The 14,060-nt window shown below is 74.5% G+C and carries 13 protein-coding genes; 6 read left to right on the top strand and 7 right to left on the bottom strand.

Annotated features, from left to right (window positions below; all coding sequences use genetic code 11):
- Positions 1-123 precede the first annotated feature (123 nt).
- Entirely contained in the window at positions 124-1,635 is a 1,512-nt protein-coding gene (gene hydA / locus MET2598_RS0111300; RefSeq protein ID WP_018260894.1) for a dihydropyrimidinase, read from the top strand.
- A gap of 19 nt (positions 1,636-1,654) precedes the next feature.
- Here the strand turns inward: hydA and MET2598_RS0111295 are convergent, their stop codons facing one another.
- Positions 1,655-3,343 carry a methyl-accepting chemotaxis protein gene (locus MET2598_RS0111295; RefSeq protein ID WP_018260893.1) on the bottom strand — a complete coding sequence of 563 codons (1,689 nt, stop codon included), beginning with the start codon at positions 3,341-3,343 and terminating at the stop codon, positions 1,655-1,657.
- Between the two features lie 506 nt (positions 3,344-3,849).
- Here MET2598_RS0111295 and MET2598_RS0111290 point away from each other — a divergent pair.
- Positions 3,850-4,302 carry a BLUF domain-containing protein gene (locus tag MET2598_RS0111290; RefSeq protein ID WP_012332391.1) on the top strand — a complete coding sequence of 151 codons (453 nt, stop codon included), beginning with the start codon at positions 3,850-3,852 and terminating at the stop codon, positions 4,300-4,302.
- A 225-nt stretch (positions 4,303-4,527) separates the two neighbouring features.
- A complete protein-coding gene (locus MET2598_RS0111285) occupies positions 4,528-4,794 on the top strand; it encodes a hypothetical protein (protein WP_018260892.1) in 267 nt (88 codons plus the stop codon).
- Here the strand turns inward: MET2598_RS0111285 and MET2598_RS0111280 are convergent.
- From MET2598_RS0111280 to MET2598_RS0111270, 3 genes are all read right to left on the bottom strand, one after another.
- Entirely contained in the window at positions 4,784-6,142 is a 1,359-nt protein-coding gene (locus tag MET2598_RS0111280) for an NAD(P)H-dependent oxidoreductase (protein WP_018260891.1), read from the bottom strand. The two genes, MET2598_RS0111285 and MET2598_RS0111280, sit on opposite strands and share 11 nt — an antisense overlap.
- Positions 6,143-6,257: 115 nt before the next feature.
- Positions 6,258-6,527 carry a GNAT family N-acetyltransferase gene (locus MET2598_RS0111275; protein ID WP_012332394.1) on the bottom strand — a complete coding sequence of 90 codons (270 nt, stop codon included), beginning with the start codon at positions 6,525-6,527 and terminating at the stop codon, positions 6,258-6,260.
- Between the two features lie 57 nt (positions 6,528-6,584).
- A complete protein-coding gene (locus MET2598_RS0111270) occupies positions 6,585-7,451 on the bottom strand; it encodes an SDR family NAD(P)-dependent oxidoreductase (protein WP_236728706.1) in 867 nt (288 codons plus the stop codon).
- Between the two features lie 167 nt (positions 7,452-7,618).
- Here MET2598_RS0111270 and MET2598_RS0111265 point away from each other — a divergent pair, with 167 nt between their 5' ends.
- On the top strand, positions 7,619-8,437 hold the full coding sequence (locus tag MET2598_RS0111265; RefSeq protein WP_018260889.1) for an acid phosphatase: 819 nt from the start codon (positions 7,619-7,621) through the stop codon (positions 8,435-8,437).
- A gap of 58 nt (positions 8,438-8,495) precedes the next feature.
- Here the strand turns inward: MET2598_RS0111265 and MET2598_RS0111260 are convergent, their stop codons facing one another.
- Both MET2598_RS0111260 and MET2598_RS0111255 read right to left on the bottom strand, forming a co-directional pair.
- A complete protein-coding gene (locus MET2598_RS0111260) occupies positions 8,496-9,269 on the bottom strand; it encodes a TerC family protein (RefSeq protein ID WP_018260888.1) in 774 nt (257 codons plus the stop codon).
- A 33-nt stretch (positions 9,270-9,302) separates the two neighbouring features.
- Complete coding sequence (locus MET2598_RS0111255) at positions 9,303-10,220, bottom strand: lipid kinase (RefSeq protein WP_012332398.1); 918 nt, start codon at positions 10,218-10,220, stop codon at positions 9,303-9,305.
- A 289-nt stretch (positions 10,221-10,509) separates the two neighbouring features.
- Between MET2598_RS0111255 and MET2598_RS0111250 the strand changes: the two genes are divergently transcribed.
- Positions 10,510-11,361 (top strand): hypothetical protein, encoded by an 852-nt coding sequence (locus tag MET2598_RS0111250; protein ID WP_012332399.1) that lies wholly within the window; start codon positions 10,510-10,512, stop codon positions 11,359-11,361.
- A gap of 132 nt (positions 11,362-11,493) precedes the next feature.
- Positions 11,494-12,705 (top strand): thermonuclease family protein, encoded by a 1,212-nt coding sequence (locus tag MET2598_RS0111245; RefSeq protein WP_018260886.1) that lies wholly within the window; start codon positions 11,494-11,496, stop codon positions 12,703-12,705.
- A gap of 23 nt (positions 12,706-12,728) precedes the next feature.
- On the opposite strand, the gene MET2598_RS0111240 is transcribed toward MET2598_RS0111245, so the two are convergent.
- Positions 12,729-13,940 (bottom strand): Zn-dependent hydrolase, encoded by a 1,212-nt coding sequence (locus MET2598_RS0111240; protein ID WP_018260885.1) that lies wholly within the window; start codon positions 13,938-13,940, stop codon positions 12,729-12,731.
- Between the last annotated feature and the right edge of the window lie 120 nt (positions 13,941-14,060).

Here is a 14,060-nt window from a genome sequence, read left to right as displayed (position 1 = left end):
ACGGCTCCGCTCTAGCACGGTTCTCGCATGAGGCCGCGAGGAGGAGCGCCGGATCCGGTGTCGCAGGGGCAGCGGAGTTCGGGCATCCTCGCGTCCGACGCGTCGCCCGAGGGAGGAGCCCGCATGCCGCCAGCCAGCCACGACCGCGATTTCGATCTCGTCGTCCGAGGGGGGCTGCTCGCCACCGCGGCCGAGACCTTCGAGGCGGATCTCGCGATCAGGGACGGTCGCATCGCCGCGATCGGCCGCGCGCTCCGCCCGGGCGCCGAGGAGATCGACGCCAAGGGCCTCGTCGTGACCCCGGGCGGGCTCGACCCGCATTGCCACATCGAGGAGCCCTCGGAGGCGGGCGGCGTCCAGGAGGAGAGTTTCGCCTCGGGCTCCGCGGCGGCGCTCGCCGGGGGCACCACCTCCTTCATCTGCTTCGTGCCGCAATGGAAGGGTCACCCGATCGCCCGCACGGCGCCCGGCTACGAGGCGCGCGCCCGCGCCTCGCGGGCCGATTACGGCTTCCACCAGATCATCACCGACCCGACGCCGGAGGTGCTGGAGCGCGAGGTGCCGGCCCTGGTGGCGCGTGGCATCCGCAGCCTCAAGGTCTTCCTCACCTACGATCCGCTGCGGCTGACCGACGGCCAGTACCTGGAGGTGCTGGCGACGGCGCGCCGGCTCGGCGCGCTCGTCACCGTGCATTGCGAGAATTTCGACGCGATCGGCTGGCGCATCCGGGCCCTCCTGGCGGCGGGCCTGACCGATCCGCTCCAGCACGCCTGGGCGCGCCCGCCCGTGGTCGAGCGGGAGGCGACGCACCGCGCCATCGCGCTCGCCGAACTCGTCGACCAGCCGATCCAGATCTTCCACGTCTCCTGCGACGAGGCGGCCGAGGAGATCGCCCGCGCGCGGGCCCGCGGCGTCAAGGTCTGGGGCGAGACCTGCCCGCAATATCTCACCCTCTCGACGGAGGATCTGGCGCGGCCGGATTTCGAGGGCGCGAAGGCGGTCTGCTCGCCGGCCCTGCGGGCGCCGGCCGAGCGGGAGCGGATCTGGGCGCGGATCGCGGACGGGACGCTCGACATCGTCTCCTCCGACCATTGCGGCTTCTCCTTCGCCACCGCCAAGCGCGACCCGGGGAGCAGCGGCTACGGCCAGGGCGGGGCCGAGGCGCGGCCGGACGGGATGCCGGCCTTCAACGCCATCCCGAACGGCGTGCCGGGCATCGAGACGCGGCTGCCGCTGCTGTTCTCCGAGGGGGTTTCCAAGGGCCGGATCGACCTGCCCACCTTCGTGCGCCTGACCTCGGCCAACGCGGCGCGGCTGTTCGGCCTGGCGGGCCGCAAGGGCACGCTGGCGCCGGGCGCCGATGCCGACCTCGTTCTCTGGGACCCCTCGGCCGAGCGCCGGATTCGCAACGCGGCGCTCCACCACGCCATCGACTACACGCCGTGGGAGGGGCTCGCCGTGACGGGCTGGCCCGCCACGGTGATCCGCCGGGGCGAGGTCGCGGTGCGCGACGGCGCCGTCCTGGCCGAGCCCGGTTCCGGGCGCTTCCTCGCCCGCGGGCCCTACCCGCTCGTGCGCCCGACCGGGCGGGTGCCGGACGGATTCGATGCCGCGGCCGTGCCGCCCCGGAGCTGAGGCGGCACGCACGCGCCGCTCAGGCGGCGCGCACGCGGGCGAGGAAGTCGTTCACCTCGCGGCCGAGCTGGTCCGACTGGCGCGAGAGGTCCGAGGAGGCCGCCAGCACCTGGGAGGCCGCCGCGCCGGTCTCGCCCGCGGCGGCCGCGAGCCCGCCGACATTGGCCGTCACCTCGCCGGTCCCCTCGGCGGCCTGGGCGACGCTGCGCACGATCTCCTGCGTCGCCGCGCCCTGCTCCTCGACGGCGGCGGCGATCGAGGTCGCCACCCGGCTGATCTCCTCGATCCGCCGCGTGATCGCGCCGATCGCCGAGACCGTCTGGCCCGTGGTGCCCTGGATGCGGGCGATCTGGGCGGTGATCTCCTCGGTCGCGCGCGCGGTCTGGTTGGCGAGTTCCTTGACCTCGGCGGCGACCACCGCGAAGCCGCGGCCGGCCTCGCCGGCCCGCGCCGCCTCGATGGTGGCGTTCAAGGCCAGCAGGTTCGTCTGGCCGGCGATCGCCGTGATCATGGTCACCACGTCGCCGATCTTGCCCATCGCGGCGCTGAGTTCGCGCACCGACTCGGCCGTGACGCCGGCCTCCTGCACCGCCTCGCGGGCGAGTTCGGCCGATCCGCCGACCTGCCGGCTGATCTCCCGCACCGAGGCGCCGAGTTCCTCGGCGGCGGCCGCGACGGTGTTGACGTTGGTGGCCGCCTCCTCGGCGGCGGCCGCGACGCTGGTCGATTGCTCCGCCGTCATCGTGGCGGCCCCCGCCATGCCCTGGGCGGTGGCCTGGAGCTGGCTCGCCGCGGCCGAGACGAGGCCGACGATGCTGCCGACCGCCTGCTCGAAGCCGTCCGCCATCTCCCGCATGGCCGCGCGCCGCTGCGCCTCCGCGCCCGCCCGCGCCGCCTGGCTGTCCTCCTCCAGGGCGCGCATGCGCAGCAGGCTGTCCTTGAAGACCTGGACCCCGTCCGCCAGGGTGCCGAGCTCGGTCCGCTCGCCCCGGTGCGGGATCGCCGCCGAGACGTCGCCGGCGGCGAGCGCCTGCATGGGCGCGACCACCGAGGCGATGCCCCGCGTGACGCCCCGCACGATCAGGCCGGCGAGGGCGACCGCCAGGGCGAGCCCGGCCGCGATGCCGAGCCAGGCCATGGTGCGGGCGGTGTCGTAGGCGCCCTCGCTCATCGCCTGGGCCCGCTCCGCCCCGTCGTTGGTGTAGGCGACCAGCTTCTCGAGGGCGTCCGACATCGCCCGGCGCGGCCCGATCGCCTTCGTCTCGTAATGCTGGAAGGCCGCCGCCTTCTCGCCCCGGCGCGACAGGTCGAGGACGATCTGGCGCTCGGCCTCGAACGCCTCGGCGGTCCGGCGATAGGCATCGTAGAGCGCGCGCTCCTCCGGCGCGTTGATCAGGCGCTCGTACTTGGCCTTGGCCTCCTCGACCCAGGTGCCGAACCGCACCAGGTCCTTCTCGATCGTGGCCGTGAGGGCCGGATCGGTGGCCAGGATGTGGCGGAAGAGGACACCGTTCAGCCGCGCCGCCCGCGTGTCGATCTCGCCCAGGGCGCGCACGCCCGGGAGCCAGTCCTTCTCGACGGCCGCCGATTGCTCGCGCATCCGTTGGGTGCTGACGAGGCCGAGGGCGCCGAGCCCCACGATGACGAGGCCGAGAAGCGTGAACGCAGCGATCAATTTCGTGCGGATGGACAGGGGCTGGACCGACACGACCGACTCCAAAGGCTGGCTTGGCCGCCCGAACCCAGGGGCGCACCGCCGACGCGCCATTCTTTGGATTGCACTCGTTACCAGAGAGATAATGATTACCAATGCTGAAACCCCGAGGCCGGCATTTGTTGCGGACATTATTCTTAGATCGCGCCCGGCCGCGCGGGCAGGCCTGGTGCAATGCACCAGATCGAGTGGTGATCTGGCGGCGCGCCCCCTGCGTCAACCTGAGACGATGCCCCAAGGGCAGATCAGAGAAGGTCGCGCCCGGGCGTCGGATCAGCTGGCCCGCGCCGAGCGGCGGAGCGGGGAGGAGCGCGGCGCCGCGTTGGCGCCGGTCGACCTGGGTCCTTGGTCCTAGAAATAGGAATTAAGGTACATTTCACCACTTCGCCGCGCGAACTCGGCCGAGATCCGCTCCCCCTGGGGCGAATTCATCCCTGGTTAGGATTTCGAACAGCCAATGCACGGGCGCCGTCCCGGCGCCGTCATCAGGCAGGTTTTCGATGATCCACCAGCTCGTCTATTACAGCCGCAACACCGTGCAGGGCGGCGACCGCGCGATGCTGACCAACCTGCGCGAGATCGTGTCGGCCTCGCAGCGCAACAACGGCCGGGACGGCATCACCGGCTTCCTGATCTTCGACAAGACGTGGTTCGTGCAGATCCTGGAGGGCGACCGCGCCCGCGTCTCGGACACCTACGCGCGGATCGGGCGGGACACGCGCCACAGCGCGGCGACGATCGTGACCGTGCAGAACGTCCCGGCGCGGCTCTTCCCGAACTGGACCATGGGCGGCGCGATGCGCAACCCGGAGATGCAGGAGGTCTTCCTGGCCCACGGCATCGGCGGCCCGCTCGATCCGGTCCGGATGAGCGCCCGGCAGATCCTCGGCCTCGCCGTCGATCTCGACGCCTTCGAGCGCGCCAAGCGCGAGCCCCAGCGCCTCGCCGGCTGAGGCGCCGGAACCGCGCCCGGACGCCCAAGAACTGTGCGATCTCGAACATTGTGCTGCCTCGCACCCGGCGCACAAGGTTCGAGAGGATCGAGGATTCTATCGCTTGACCGAGTTCATCAACCGCTCATAGTCTTTCTTCACACGAAACGGCGGCCCACCAGGTAAATCCCGAGCGACCTTGCGGTCGCGCGGCCGGGCGCTGCTGTGCGACGGTGAGGGAGCAGCATGAGCAAGTCGATGGTCGGAATCTGCGCCGTCCTCCTCTCGGTCGCCGCGGCGACCGCGAGCCGGGCCGAGGGCACCGCGGCGCAGAGGGCCGCCTGCACGCCGGACGTGTTCCGGCTGTGCAGCAGCGAGATCCCGGACGTGGGCCGGATCAAGGCCTGCCTGCGCCGCGAGCGGGTGAATCTCAGCAGCGGCTGCCAAGCGGTGTTCAACGAGATCGACCGCACCGCGGCGCCGGGCGCGGTCGTGCAGAACGTCAGGTCCTGACTCCGGCTTCCCGGGCGAACAGGGTTTCCATCTCGCGCCGCAGGCGGACCGCCGGGTCCTCGCTGTTGAACGAGACGTCCTCCCAGCGCACGAGGCTGCCGGCCGGCACCGGCCGGGTCAGCGTGAAGCCGTGGGCGAGGCCGATCGGCAGGCCGCCCGCGGCGAGCGAGGCGGAGGCCGGCATCAGGCGGCCGTAGACCGTGTGGCCGCCCTCGCCGTCGAGGCGCTCGCCGGCCCGCAGGTCGCGCTTGGCGGTCGCCACCACGTCGGCGCGGAACTCGCGCGTGGCGCCGGTGGGCTCGCCGCGCACCACCAGGCTCGCCACCGAGAGGCCGAGTTCGAGCCCGATCAGGTGGTAGGGCTTGTACATCGCCGCGTAGCGCCCGCTCGCGTCGGTGCGCAGCCCGTACTCGGCGAAGCAGCGGCGCACGTAGTCCGAGGGCGCCTCGATCACCACGTAGACGCCCCAGCGCAGGTCGCGGAAGACCGGGCGCCCGTCCCGCTCCAGCGAGGAGACCACCTCGACGGTGCCGGCGAAGGGCAGGGCGCCGCCCGCCTCGCGCGGGCGCAGCACGCTCGGCAGGTCGTCGACCCCGCAGGGCGGAAAGGCGAGGCCGTCCGGGCCGGGATCGAGCCGGCAGGCATTGGCGACCGCCGCCATCTCCAGGGCGGACTTGGTGCCGTCCAGGAAGGAGTTGAACATCTGCGGGTTGAAGTCCCCGGCGGCCACCTGCTCGGGCGTGAAGCCGTAATGGCCCCAGACGGTGTCGGGCGTCGAGGCGTGGTAGGCGGGCAGGTACTTGGTGCCCTTTCCGGCGCAGACGACCGGGAATCCCGCGGTGCGGGCCCAATCGACCAATTCGGCGATCAGCGCCGGCTGGTCGCCATAGGCGAAGGAGTAGAGGATCCCGGCCTCGGCCGCCTGCCGGGCGAGGAGGGGCCCGGCCAGCGCGTCGGCCTCGACGTTGACCATGACCACGTGGCGGCCGTGGCGGCAGCAGAGCAGGGCGTGGCGGATGCCGGCGCCCGGATGGCCGGTGGCCTCGATCACCACGTCGACCCCGTCGGCGGCGATCAGCGCCGCGGCGTCATCGGTCACGAAGGTGCCGCCGCCGCGCAGGGCCTCGGCGACCGAGCGGGCCGCGACCTGCTCGGCCGGCCAGCCGACCCGCGCCGTCGCCGCCCGGGCGCGCTGCGGGTTGAGATCGGCGATGCCGAGGACGTGGAGGCCCGGCGTGCGCGGCGCCTGCGACAGGAACATGGAACCGAACTTGCCGGCGCCGATCAGCGCGACGCGGACGGGCCGGCCGGCCTGCGCTCGGGCGGCGAGTGCATGATGGAGACTCACGGCGCGTTCCCTCCCGACCCCGGCCGCGCCGCTCGGCGCGCTGCGGCGGCGCTTGAGGCGGCATCATGGCCGGGAACCGCGCGGCGCGCCACACGCGCGTGAGGGCCGGCGCGCCTCACCCGACCAGGTCGCGATGATCAGGATGCCGCCGCAGCCAAGCGGCCGCGTAGCCGCAATAGGGCAGGATGCGCAGCCGCTCGCGGCGGGCCTGTGCGGCGATCTCCGCCATCAGGCGGCCGGCCGCGCCGGTGCCCCGCAGCGAGGGCGGCGCGTAGACGTACAGGATGGCGAGGCTCCCGTCCCGCCGGTCGTAATCGGCGAACACGACCTGCCCGCCCACCGCGAGCTCGAAGCGCTTCGCCTCTGTGTTGTCGCGCAGGCTCATTCCGGGCTCCGGGTCGTCCGGACAACGGGGCAGGGCGGCACCGGGTTTCGGGCGGGATCAGGCGGGGCGCGGCGCGGCCGCCTCCGCCCGGCTCCCGGGCGCCGTCCCGGCGGGACCGGCGAGGAGGCCGCGCAGGCCGGCGACCAGGTGCTCGGCGGCGACCGCGTCGAGGGCGGCCGCGGCGGCAGGCCGCGGGCGGCCCCGGTGCCAGGTCGTTCCGGTCAGCGCGAGCAGGTCGTCGCGGGCGATCAGGGCGGCGAAGTCCTGCGCCACCGCCTCGGGCGCGCGCATGAAGGGACGCCACAGCCACGCCATCAGCCGGAAGACGCCCCGGAAGTGCCGGGCGAAGGCGGTGCGCGTCATGCCCGGTTCGAGGGCGTGCACGGCGACGCGCTCGGCGCGCAGCGCGCGCGCGAAGGCGGTCACGAGCTGCAGCTGGGCGAGCTTCGTGGCGAAGTAGGTCGCGTTCGGATCGAACGGCTCGCCCCGGAAGAGGCCCGGGAGATCGTAGCGGCCCCAGCGATGCACCAGGGAGCCGGTGACGACGATCCGGGGAGAGGGGGCCCGGGCGAGGAATGGGCGAACCGCCTCGATCAGGCAGTAGGTGCCGAGGACGCCGGTGGCGAAGCCGAGTTCCAGCCCCTCGGGCGTCAGGATGCGCCGCCAGGGCTGCACCGCCGCGTTGGCGAGGACGACGTCGATGCGCGGCGCGATGGCCGCCAGATCCCCGGCCAGGGCGCGGATCTGCGGCGGGCGGGCGAGGTCGCAGCGCAGGACGAGCGTGTCCGCGGGCCAGGGGCCGGGCGGATCGGGCGCGCCGGGGCGCAGCACCAGGAGGAGGCGGTCGCCGCGGGCGGCCAGCGCGCGGGCCGTCGCGAGGCCGATGCCCGAGCCGGCGCCGGTGATGAGAACATGGTCGCGCATCGCGCCGCCCGCCATCGCATCCGCGTGACCGAGGAGCCTGCGTCATCGTGACGGGTCCGCGCCGCTGCCGCAAGGGCAGGAGGGGCCCCCGGGCGGGCGCCGCGCCGATGGACGCGGGGGAGCGATCTCCGGTATCGGATGCGCCCCGCCCCGAATCGGAGCCTCGGATGCGCCGCCTCCTCGCCCTCCTCCTCGTCGGTCTCGCGCAGGTCGCCCGGGCCGAGGAGGCCGCGCCGCCGGTGCGGGCGGATCCGGTCGCGCCGGAGGCGCCGGCGCGCCAGCCCTACCTCGCCCCCGGCGCCCTCGACACCATCGCCGTGCTGGCGCCGCCGCCGCAGGCCGGGACGGAGGCGGAGGCCGCCGACCGGCTGACCTTCGCGCGCACCCGGGCGCTCGAAGGGACGCCGCGCTGGGCGCTCGCCACCGCCGACGTGGCGGGCGGGGCGAGGGCCCTCCTGGCGGATTTCTCCTGCGCCCTCGGCACAAGCCTCGATTCGACGCAGCTGCCGGTCACCACGGCCCTGCTCGAACGCGCGCGGCTCGACGTGGCGGCGGCGGTCGAGGCGCCCAAGGAGCATTACCGGCGGACCCGGCCGCATGTCGGCAACGGCCTGCCGGTCTGCGTCGCCCGCAGCGAGCGGCTGGCGCGGAGCGCCTCCTACCCGTCCGGTCACGCGACCGAGGGCTGGACCTTCGCGCTGATCCTCGCCTCGGCCGCGCCCGCGCAGGCGACCGGGATCCTGCGCCGCGGCCGCATCTACGGGGAGAGCCGGCTCGTCTGCGGCGTCCACTGGCGCAGCGACGTCGAGGCCGGCCGCACCGCCGGCGCCGCCCTGTACGCCGCCCTGGTGGCCAGCGCCCCTTTCCGGGCCGATCTCGACCGCGCGCGGGCGGAACTCGCCGCGGTGCTCGCCCGGCCGGCGCAGCCGCCCGAGGAGGCGACCTGCGCCCGGGAGGCCGGTGCCGCGGCCGAGCCGCTCCCCTGACGGGGCGCGCAGGAGCGCGCCCGGGGCATTGCGCGAGCGGGGCGCCTCGTCCGCGCCGTCAGGCTTCGCCGCGGGACGGCGCCGCGCGGGACGCGGGCGTCGCGCGGGCCTTGCGGGCGCGGCGGCCCAGGATGTTGAGCCCCTCCACCGCCGCCGAGAAGGCCATCGCGGTGTAGATGTAGCCCTTCGGCACGTGCGCCCCGAATCCCTCGGCGATCAGCGTCATGCCGATCATGATGAGGAAGCCGAGCGCCAGCATCACGACCGTCGGATGGGCGGCGATGAAGCGCGAGAGCGGGTCGGCCGCGAGCAGCATCGCGCTCACCGCGGCGAGCACGGCGATCACCATGATCGCCACGTGGTCGGTCATGCCCACCGCCGTGATGATGCTGTCGATCGAGAAGACGAGGTCGAGCACGAGGATCTGCGCCACCGCGGCGTTGAAGCCGAGGGGCGCGGCGGCGCCGGCCTCGCCCTCCCCCGGGTCGGGATCCACGTTGTGGTGGATTTCCTTGGTCGCCTTCCAGAGCAGGAACAGGCCGCCCGCGATCAGAATCAGGTCCCGCCAGGAGAAGGCGTGACCGAGGATGGTCACGACCGGCTGGGTCAGGTGGACGATCCAGGCGACGGTGCCCAGGAGGGCGAGCCGCAGGCCGAGCGCGAGGCCGATGCCGATGCGGCGGGCGGCGGCCTGCCGCTCCGGCGGCAGCTTGTTGGTCAGGATCGAGATGAAGATCAGGTTGTCGATGCCGAGCACGACCTCCATGACGACGAGGGTCGCCAGGGCCGCCCAGGCGGCCGGGTCCGCGGCCAGCTGCAGGAGGGAATCCACGCGTCAGTCTCGCTCTGTCGGGTTGGGGCAGGTTCAGGGAATGAGAGAGGCGCGCGGCCGCCGCACCGGCGGTGGGGCGTGGATCCGCACGCATCCCGGCACGACGCGGATATGCGCCGGCGTCCGGGTGGTGATCTCGCCGTCGGTGTTCACCGGACGGGGCTTGCGCGTGTGCAGGACCACCTCGGTGGTCTGGAAGGCGCGCACGTCCGCGGCCTTCCCCTGCGTGCCGCGCCGCAGGGCCGGCAGCAGCAGCAGGAGCCGCCACCAATGCTCGACCTCCAGGCTGTAGAAGTTGAGCAGCCCGTCATCGACGCTGGCATGCTCCTCGACGGTCATCCCGCCGCCGTAATGCCGGCCGTTGCCGACCGAGACCTGGATGGTGCGCACGGTCTCGGTGACGCCGTCGTGCTCGATGCGCACGGTGAAGGGCCGCGCCCGGCGCAGCAGCCGGAAGGCCGCGAGCGCGTAGCCGAGGGTGCCGAAGCGCCGCTTCAGGTCGGCGGTGAGCGCGCCCGCGAGATCGGCCGAGAAGCCGACGCTCGCGACGTTGAAGAAGTAGTGGCCGTTGACGCAGCCGAGGTCGATGGCCCGCGACGGCACGGTCGCGATCACCCGCGCCGCCTCGACCGGATCGAGGGGCAGGTCGAGGCTGCGCGCGAGGTCGTTCGCGGTGCCCAGCGGCAGGATCCCGAAGGGAAGGCGGCGCTCCGCCAGGGCCTGCGCGGCCGCGTTGAGCGTGCCGTCGCCCCCGCCCAGGATGACGAGGTCGATCGCGTCGGACGCCTCGCGGATGAGGTCGCGGCAGTCGCGATCGGGGGAGGGCGGCGTCACCGCCTCGATCCCGCCGCGCCTCAGCTCCGCCCTGACCGCCCCGAGGTCGAGCTGGCCGTTGCGCGCCTTGGCGTTCACCACGAGAAGCGCCCGGCGCAGGCGATCAGGGCCGGCCATCGGCGCCTCCGCGGTGACACCGGCGCGGGTCATCGAAACATGGGCCGCTCACGGCGAGCGCCCTCCCGTGCGATCGTGCCGCGTCAGCACAAAGGCAGAGAAGGGGTCCGACATCACGGTCGACGCCTCGACCGCCAGAGGGGCCCGGACCCGGGTTCCTCCACAGGTGGGGTTGTGCATCGCGTTGACAAGCCCCAGCGCCACGCTTCCGCGACTGGCGAAACCTTCCGGGAACCGTCACCGTATCCTGCGACGTTTTCGTGTCGACCTCGTCTGTCCGGGTGCCGCCATGCCTGCCCCCCGCCCTTCGGCCCTCCTCGCCGGCCTTCTCCTGAACGCGGCCGCGCTCGCCGCGCCCGCCTGCGCCCAGCAGGCCAAGCCGAGCTGGGTGGATCCGCCCTCCAAGGCCGAATCCCCCAAGGCGGATGCCCCCGCCAGCGCGGCGTCCGGCCAAGCGGCGGGGAAGGCTGCACCGGCCAAGCCGGTCGCCGGGGCCGAGAGGGCGGGCCCGTCGCGCAAGAGCGCCGCCGCGGCCGAGCCGGCCAAGCCCGCGCGCCGGATCGCGCAGGAGGCGCGGCCGGCCGAGCCCGCCGCCCGCCGCGCCCGGGCCGAGGCCGCCCCGCGGCGCGAGGCGCCGCACCGGCCCGTTCGCCTCGCCATCCGGCCGCAGCCCCGGCCCGAGCCCGCAGCCCCGGCCGCGCCCGCCTCGGACAGCCGCGTCTACGGCTGGGCCGTGGCCGCCCAGGACCTGACGCAGGACTATTTCGCGACCCTGTCGCAGCCCAACCGCGTCTCCCTCGGCACGCAGACGCGGTTCTACGCGGACCGGGTCGTGTTCCACGGCCGGCCGATGACCCTGGCGGCGGTGATCGCGGAGAAGCAGCGCTTCTTCGCCCGCTGGCCGGAGCGCCGCTACCGGGCGCGGCCGGATTCCATGCGCACCGCCTGCAACGCCGGGATCGCCACGTGCCAGGTCGACAGCATGGTCGATTTCATGGCGATCAATCCCGAGCGCGGCGCCCGCTCGCAGGGCACCGTCGCGGTGCGGATGGCGGTGAGCTTCGCGGGCGGGCGGCCGGTCATCGTCGCCGAGACGAGCCGCGTCCTGTCGCGCGAGCGCGTCGCCGCCGCCGGGGAGTGAGCGCGTCTGCGCAACCCACCGCATCGGCCGCGCCCTGTCGCGCCGCGGCCGATGCGGTAGGATCGCGCGGCCGCGCCTTTCCCGGTCGAACCGGCTTGGAATGCGGCGGAAATCCGGGGTAGACGGACGGTCATGACGTCGCGTGAGAAGGTGCAGGCCTTGATCCGGGCCGAGATCGATCGGCAACGGCCCGTCGAGGTGGCCCGGCGCACGCTCGAACTCCTGGCCGAATCCTCGGTCCGCGCGATCGACGCGGCGCCCGGCTACCGGATCGTGGGCCGGGACGGCGCGCCGCGCATGCGGCGCGGGGAGGGGGCGGAGGTCCCGCTCACCCTCGCGGACCTGTTCGACGAATTGCGCCGCCAGCATCCCTCGCTGTTCCTGGCCGGGCCGGCCGCGCCACCGCCGATGGCCGTTGCGGCGCCCCCGCCGGCCGAGGCCGCGCCGGTCGCGTCGCCGCTCCCCGAGATGCCGCGCATGCCGGCGGCGGTCAGCCGCGACTGGATCAGGCTCATCCCGGAAGAGGGCGAGGCGGGACCGGCGCCGTCCGCCCCCTCCGCCGAGCCGGCCCCGGCCCCAACTCCGGCCCCAACTCCGGCCTCTGGGCCGGCGTCGCCGCGTCCCGCCCCATTCTGGCGCCGGGGCGCCGCGCGCCTGGGGAATTGGGTGGCGGCGCGGGCCCGCGCCCGGGCGGAGCGCCGAGGCGCGGCCCGCCTTCCCGCCCCGGCGCCGCCCGCGCCGGCGGGCGAGGGGCTCAAGCCCGCGGTCGCCCGCCCGACCATGCAGGTGCGCCGCCGGCGCGGGCGCGGGCCGCTCTACGCTGCCCTCGGCCTTCTCCTCGCGGCCGGCGCCGGCGCGTGGCTCTATTCCGGCGGGGATTCCGCGCCCTCGCCGCCGGCGGGCGGCGCGCCCTCCTCGAACGCGGCCCGGCGCACCACCACGGAGGCGAAGATCGCCGCCAATGCGCGCCGGGAGCCCGGCGAGACTGGCACGCTGGTTCCGGGGGAGGGCGCCGCCCCGAAGCCGACGTCGTCCCTCGCCGGGGTGGCCGAGGTCGTCGACACCGCGACCCTGCGGCTCGGCGGCCGGACGCTGCGCCTGTTCGGCGTCGAGACCGCGAAGGGGGCGCAGCCCGAGGACCTCGCCACCTACCTCGCCGGGCGGCCGGTGGCCTGCCAGGCATCGGCGGGCGGGGCGAGCTATCTCTGCAGCGTGGACGGGCACGACCTGTCGGAGGTGGTGCTCTACAATGGCGGCGGGCGCGCCACTGCCGAGGCGACCTCCGACCTCCTCGAGGCCGAGCGCCACGCGCGCACCGAGAAGCTCGGAATCTGGCGCAAGTAGCGGCGCGAGGCCGACGGGTCGCCTCACGGCGCGCCCTGCAGGATCCGCCGCGCCGCCCCGTCGAGCGCGCGCAGGCCGAGCACCAGGTCCGACTCGGCGGTGTCCTCGGCCCAGTGATGGCTGATCCCCCCGATCGAGGGCACGAACAGCATCGCGGCCGGCATCGCCCGGGCCATGTTCTGCGCGTCGTGCCCGGCCCCGGACGGCATCGTCCGCCAGCCGCCCGGGCAGACCTCCTCCGCCGCCTCCGAGAGGGCCCGCATCAGGCCCGGATCGCAGGCGGCCGGGACCGCGCGGGAGACCGTCACCAGTTCGACCGCGCAGCGCTCGCGCCGGTTGCTCTCGCGGATCAGCGCCCGCAGCTCCGCCTCCATCCGCTCCAGCACCGCGGTCGAGACGTCGCGGAACTGGAACAGCACCTCCGCCCGCCCCGGGATGATGCTGGGCGCCCCCGGATCGAGGGCGATGCGCCCGGTGGTCCAGGTGCTGGCCTCGCCGCAGACGCGCGGGAAGGCGGCGTCGATGGCCGCGAGCAGGCGCACGGCGGTGAGCCCCGCGTCGCGGCGCTCGGCCATGGTGGTGCCGCCTGCGTGGTCCTGCCGGCCCTCGACGACGATCCGGTACTGCCAGATCGCCACGATCCCGGTGACGATGCCGAGATGAAGGCCGGCCCTCTCGAGCTGCGTGCCCTGCTCGATGTGCAGCTCCAGGAAGCCGCGGTAGCGGGCCGGATCGAGGCGCAGGCGCGGCCGCCCGGCGAGGCCGGCCCGCTCCAGCGCCGCCCGCAGGGGCGTGCCGTCGGTGCGGTTGCGGGCGCCGTCGATCTCGGCCTCGCTCACCTCGCCGAGCGCCGCGCGGCTGCCGAGGAAGCCGACGTCGAAATGGCCCTCCTCGTCCGCGAAGGCGCAGACATCGACCGGGAGCCCCGCCCGGGCGAGGGCGAGCCCGGCCACGACGCCGAGCGCCCCGTCGAGCCAGCCGGCCTCGTTCTGGCTCTCGATGTGGCTGCCGACCAGGAGGTGCGGCCCCGGCCCGGGATGGCGGCCGAGCACGGTGCCGAGCCCGTCGATCGTGGCATCGAGGCCGCACTCGGTCAGCCGGTCGGCGAGCCAGCGCCGCGCCTCCATGTCCTCGGGCGAGTAGGTCGGGCGATGGACGCCGGTCTTGAACCGGCCGATGGCGCGCAGCGCGTGCAGGTCGCGCAGGAAAGCGTCGGTGTCGATGGCCTGCGGCATGGCGATTCCGTCTCCGTTCCGTCGTCCGGGGTCTTGGTCGCCCGGGGTCTTGGCACCGGGCGCGCTCGCATGCTTGATGCCTAACGCCGCGCCGGCCCCCTCCCAAGCGGGAGCACGCGC

Origin of the sequence: Methylobacterium sp. WSM2598, from assembly GCF_000379105.1 — a bacterium.
Lineage (GTDB): Bacteria > Pseudomonadota > Alphaproteobacteria > Rhizobiales > Beijerinckiaceae > Methylobacterium.
The sequence above is the reverse complement of the archived record's forward strand: the minus strand, read 5'-3'. Positions and strand labels throughout refer to the sequence as shown.

Coding starts and splice junctions, on each gene's coding strand:
- MET2598_RS0111270 (WP_236728706.1), bottom strand. CDS start 7,451: ATGCGCGACCATGTTCTCATCACCGGCGCCGGCTCGGGCATCGGCCTC.
- MET2598_RS0111240 (WP_018260885.1), bottom strand. CDS start 13,940: ATGCCGCAGGCCATCGACACCGACGCTTTCCTGCGCGACCTGCACGCG.
- MET2598_RS0111250 (WP_012332399.1), top strand. CDS start 10,510: ATGCCTGCCCCCCGCCCTTCGGCCCTCCTCGCCGGCCTTCTCCTGAAC.
- hydA (WP_018260894.1), top strand. CDS start 124: ATGCCGCCAGCCAGCCACGACCGCGATTTCGATCTCGTCGTCCGAGGG.
- MET2598_RS0111285 (WP_018260892.1), top strand. CDS start 4,528: ATGAGCAAGTCGATGGTCGGAATCTGCGCCGTCCTCCTCTCGGTCGCC.
- MET2598_RS0111275 (WP_012332394.1), bottom strand. CDS start 6,527: ATGAGCCTGCGCGACAACACAGAGGCGAAGCGCTTCGAGCTCGCGGTG.
- MET2598_RS0111290 (WP_012332391.1), top strand. CDS start 3,850: ATGATCCACCAGCTCGTCTATTACAGCCGCAACACCGTGCAGGGCGGC.
- MET2598_RS0111245 (WP_018260886.1), top strand. CDS start 11,494: ATGACGTCGCGTGAGAAGGTGCAGGCCTTGATCCGGGCCGAGATCGAT.
- MET2598_RS0111265 (WP_018260889.1), top strand. CDS start 7,619: ATGCGCCGCCTCCTCGCCCTCCTCCTCGTCGGTCTCGCGCAGGTCGCC.
- MET2598_RS0111255 (WP_012332398.1), bottom strand. CDS start 10,220: ATGGCCGGCCCTGATCGCCTGCGCCGGGCGCTTCTCGTGGTGAACGCC.